Annotated in this window: 1 protein-coding gene and 3 pseudogenes; 2 read left to right on the top strand and 2 right to left on the bottom strand. The window is 69.2% G+C overall.

Annotation, left to right across the window (positions count from 1 at the left end; all coding sequences use genetic code 11):
• Together AD428_RS24555 and AD428_RS29355 are read right to left on the bottom strand one after the other, a co-directional pair.
• Nucleotides 1-410, bottom strand: a pseudogene (locus tag AD428_RS24555) (FAD-dependent oxidoreductase); the annotation flags it as partial.
• Nucleotides 411-418: 8 nt separating this feature from the next.
• A pseudogene (locus tag AD428_RS29355) lies at nucleotides 419-1,398 on the bottom strand (MFS transporter).
• A gap of 189 nt (nucleotides 1,399-1,587) precedes the next feature.
• Here AD428_RS29355 and uvrA point away from each other — a divergent pair.
• Together uvrA and AD428_RS07215 are read left to right on the top strand one after the other, a co-directional pair.
• Complete coding sequence (uvrA, locus tag AD428_RS07220; RefSeq protein ID WP_053244668.1) at nucleotides 1,588-4,443, top strand: excinuclease ABC subunit UvrA; 2,856 nt, start codon at nucleotides 1,588-1,590, stop codon at nucleotides 4,441-4,443.
• A gap of 23 nt (nucleotides 4,444-4,466) precedes the next feature.
• Nucleotides 4,467-4,733, top strand: a pseudogene (locus AD428_RS07215) (glutathione S-transferase N-terminal domain-containing protein); the annotation flags it as partial.

The following is a 4,733-nucleotide window of genomic DNA, read 5'->3' as shown; positions in this document are numbered from 1 at the left end:
GATGTGCGAGGCGGACAGCGCGGGGCCGGCATCAGCGCCAGCGGCCGGCGCCGTCCAGGCGCGCGCTGGCCCGGAACACGGCGATTCCGTTCTTTTTCATGAGGTGGGCCACACCCTGGCCCAGCCGGCCCGCCACCGCGCGCGAGCGCGCCACCATGGCCGCCAGGTCGGACCGGGCCGCGTCCGCGCCCGTCACGCCGTAGCCCGAGGCTTCGCGGCAGGCGCGCAGCACGGCGGCGCTATGCAGCAGGGCCTTGGTGGGAATGCAGCCCCAGTTCAGGCAGATGCCGCCCAGCGCGGCGCCGTTCCACCAGCGCCACGGACATGCCGAGCTGCGCGCCGCGGAGGGCGGCCACGTAACCGCCGGGGCCGCCGCCCACGACGGCCAGGTCGAATTCGGTCTTGGACATGGGGCGGCTCACACCAGGATGCGCACGGGGTTTTCGATCAGCGCGCGGAAGGCTGCCAGCCAGCGCGCGCCGACCGCGCCGTCCACCACGCGGTGATCCGCCGAGAGGGTGGCCGTCATCACCGAGGCCGCCACGATGCCGCCGTCCTCGTCCACCACGGCGCGCCGCTCGGCCGCGCCCACCGCCAGGATGGCGGCCTGCGGCGGATTGACGATGGCGGCGAACTGCCGGATGCCGTACATGCCCAGGTTGCTCACCGTGAGCGAACCGCCGCTGAACTCCTCGGGCCTGAGGCGGTTGATTCTGGCGCGCGCGGCCAGTTCGGCGATCTCGTCCGCGATGGCCGAGAGCGGCTTGCGGTCCGCGTCGCGCACGATGGGCGTGACCAGGCCGCCCTCGGTGGCCACGGCCACCGAGATGTCGGCGGCCTCGTGGAACGCGATGGCGTCTTCCTGCCAGCAGGCGTTGACTTCCGGGACCGCGCGCAGCGCCAGGGCGGCGGCGCGCACGATGAAGTCGTTGACCGAAATTTTCACGGCGACGCCCTGGTTCGCCTGTGCGCGCAGGGCCAGCAGCGCATCCATGCGGCAGTCCACCGTGAGGTAGAAGTGCGGCACCTGCTGCTTGCTTTCGCTGAGGCGGCGGCCGATGGGCGCGGCGATGGTGATCCAGAATACGTCCGGGGCGCGCGCGCAGACCACGCTGCCTATGACGAAGAGCAGCAGCCCGAACACCACGACCGGCCGGCGCCCCCAGCGGTCGGAGGCCAGCCCGAACGGAATCTGCATGAAGGCCTGCGTGAGGCCGTACATGCCCAGCGCCAGGCCGACGCGGGCCGGATCCTCGCCGCCGGGCAGGCCGCGCGCGGCCACGGCAAAACCGGCAGCAGCAGGAACAGGCCCAGCATCCGCGCGGCGAACAGGCCGGACAGCGCCACGCTGGCACGGCGTTCGGAGGGGGTCAGCTTGAGTTTCGGTTCTGCCGGCATGCGGGGGGTCACCATGTCGAAAGCCGCGCATCCGGCAACGGACGCGCGCGTGATCTGATTGCGCGGCTCGGCGCCGCGCCGCGCTGCGCACCGCCAGGACGGCGGTCCAACGCGGGGGGATTCGGCGCGCTATAGTACCAAGTTGGCCTTTGAAACGCCTGAAAAGAGCCCGCTTGGCGTGACCATACCGTGACCATACGCATTCGGGGTGCGCGCACCCACAACCTGAAGAACGTTTCCCTGGACCTCCCGCGCCACAAGCTCGTAGTGGTAACCGGCCTGTCCGGCTCGGGAAAGTCGTCGCTGGCCTTCGACACGCTGTACGCGGAAGGGCAGCGGCGCTACGTGGAAAGCCTGTCGGCCTACGCGCGGCAGTTCCTGCAGCTGATGGACAAGCCGGACGTGGATCTCATCGAGGGGCTCTCTCCCGCGATCTCCATCGAGCAGAAGGCGGCGGGGCACAATCCGCGCTCTACCGTGGGCACCATCACTGAAATCCACGATTACCTGCGCCTGCTGTACGCGCGCGTGGGCACGCCTTACTGCCCGGATCACGGTCTGCCGCTGCAGGCCCAGAGTGTGAGCCAGATGGTGGACGCGGTGCTGGCCTGGCCCGCCGAGACGCGCCTGGCGGTGCTGGCGCCTATCGCGCGCGGCAAGAAGGGCAGCTTCGAGGACGAATGCGCCAGCCTGCAGGCGCAGGGCTACGTGCGCCTGCGCGTGGACGGCCAGATGCAGGAAATCGACGGCATGGCCCCGCTCAAGAAGACGGAAAAGCACGACATCGACGTGGTGATCGACCGCCTGCGCATCAAGCCGGAAAGCAAGCAGCGCCTGGCCGAGAGCTTCGAAACCGCGCTGCAGCTCGCCGAAGGCCGGGCGCTGGCGCTGGACATGGACAGCGGGCGCGAACAGGTGTTCTCCAGCCGCTACGCCTGCCCCGTATGCAGCCACAGCCTGCCCGAACTGGAACCGCGCCTGTTCAGCTTCAACAATCCCATGGGCGCCTGCCCGAGCTGCGACGGCATCGGGCACGTGGGGTTCTTCGACCCGAAACGGGTGGTGGCGTTTCCGGAGCTCAGCCTGGCGGCCGGCGCGATCCGGGGCTGGGACCGCCGCAATGCCTTCACGCATTCGCTGCTCACCAGCCTGGCCGCCCACTACGAATTCGACATCGAGCAGCCGTTCGAAGAGCTGCCCGAGGCGCTCCGCGACAAGGTGCTCTACGGATCGGGCGACGAGGAAATCTCCTTCCTCTACCTCAACGAAAAAGGCCGCAGCACCGTCAAGCGCCACATTTTCGAAGGCGTGATTCCCAACCTGGAGCGGCGCTGGCGCGAGACCGACTCGGCCACGGTGCGCGAAGAGCTGGGCAAGTACCGCAACATCAAGGTCTGCCCGGAGTGCGGCGGCTCGCGCCTGCGCGCCGAGGCCCGCAACGTGCTGATCGGCCAGGAGCCGCGCGGCGGCGAGCGGCGCGGCCAGGCCATTTACGAAGTCGAGGCCATGCCGCTGTCGACCTGCCTGGAGTGGTTCCGCGCGCTGAGCCTGAGCGGCGCCAAGCAGGAAATCGCCCAGCGCATCGTGCGCGAGATCGAGGCGCGGCTGAGTTTCCTGAACAACGTCGGGTTGAATTACCTGTCACTGGACCGCAGCGCCGACACCATCTCCGGCGGCGAAGCGCAGCGCATCCGGCTCGCCAGCCAGATCGGCTCGGGGCTGACGGGCGTGATGTACGTGCTGGACGAGCCCTCCATCGGCCTGCACCAGCGCGACAACGACCGCCTCATCGGCACGCTGCAGCACCTGCGCGACCTCGGCAACAGCGTCATCGTGGTCGAGCACGACGAAGACATGATCCGCATGGCCGACTGGGTGATCGACATGGGCCCGGGCGCCGGCGAACACGGCGGCCAGGTCGTGGCCCAGGGCAGCCCCGAGGACGTGCAACGCGATCCCGCCTCGCTCACCGGACAGTACCTGAGCGGCCAGCGCGCCATCGCCATCCCGGCGCGCCGCCCCGTCACCGACGACATGCCATGGCTGGTCCTCACGGGCGCCAGCGGCAACAACCTCAAGAACGTCGACCTGCGCATCCCGGCCGGCCGGCTGGTGTGCGTGACCGGCGTGTCCGGCTCGGGCAAGTCCACCCTGGTCAACGACACGCTCGCGATCGCGGTGGCCCGCCAGCTTCATCATGCGCAAAGCGAGCCCGCGCCCTATACGGCCATGCAGGGGCTGGAGAATTTCGACAAGATCATCAGCGTGGACCAGAGCCCCATCGGGCGCACCCCGCGCAGCAACCCGGCCACGTACACGGGCCTCTTCACGCCCATCCGCGAACTGTTCGCCGGCGTGCCGGAGGCCCGCAGCCGCGGCTACGATCCGGGCCGCTTCAGCTTCAACGTCAAGGGCGGGCGCTGCGAGGCCTGCCAGGGCGACGGCGTGGTCAAGGTGGAAATGCACTTCCTGCCCGACATGTACGTGCCCTGCGACGTCTGCCACGGCAAGCGCTACAACCGCGAAACGCTCGAGATCCGCTACCGCGGCCGCAACATCAGCGAGGTGCTGGACCTCACGGTGGAGCAGGCGCTGGAATACTTCGAGTCCGTGCCCGCCATCGCGCGCAAGCTGCACACGCTCATCGACGTGGGGCTGTCGTACATCCGGCTGGGCCAGAGCGCCACCACGCTGTCGGGCGGCGAGGCCCAGCGCGTAAAGCTGTCGCAGGAGCTTTCCCGGCGCAGCACCGGGCGCACCCTGTACATCCTGGACGAACCCACCACGGGCCTGCACTTCCGCGACATCGAACTGCTGCTGCAGGTGCTCAACCAGCTGGTGGACAGCGGCAACACCGTGCTCATCATCGAGCACAACCTGGACGTCATCAAGACCGCCGACTGGCTCATCGACATGGGCCCGGAAGGCGGCGACGGCGGGGGCCGGGTGGTGGCGCAGGGCACGCCCGAAGACGTGGCGGCCTGCGAAGCCAGCCACACCGGCCACTACCTCGCCAAACTGCTGAAACGATCGAACGCCACATAGGGCCACGCCCGGGAGGCTGCGTCATGTACACCCTCATCATCGGCAACAAGAATTACTCGTCCTGGTCGCTGCGCGCCTGGCTCGCGCTGCGGGCCGCCGGCATCCCGTTCCGGGAAGAAAAGCTGGGCTTCTTCACCGAGGAATTCTCCCGCCGCCTCGGCGCGCTCTCGCCGGCGGGGCTGGTGCCGGTGCTGCTCGACGACGATTTCGCGGTCTGGGATTCGCTGGCCATTTGCGAGTATGCCGCCGAGCGCAATCCGCAGGGCCGGCCTCTGGCCGCGGGACGCGCG

This window comes from Achromobacter sp. DMS1, from assembly GCF_001270295.1.
The sequence above is the reverse complement of the archived record's forward strand: the minus strand, read 5'-3'. Positions and strand labels throughout refer to the sequence as shown.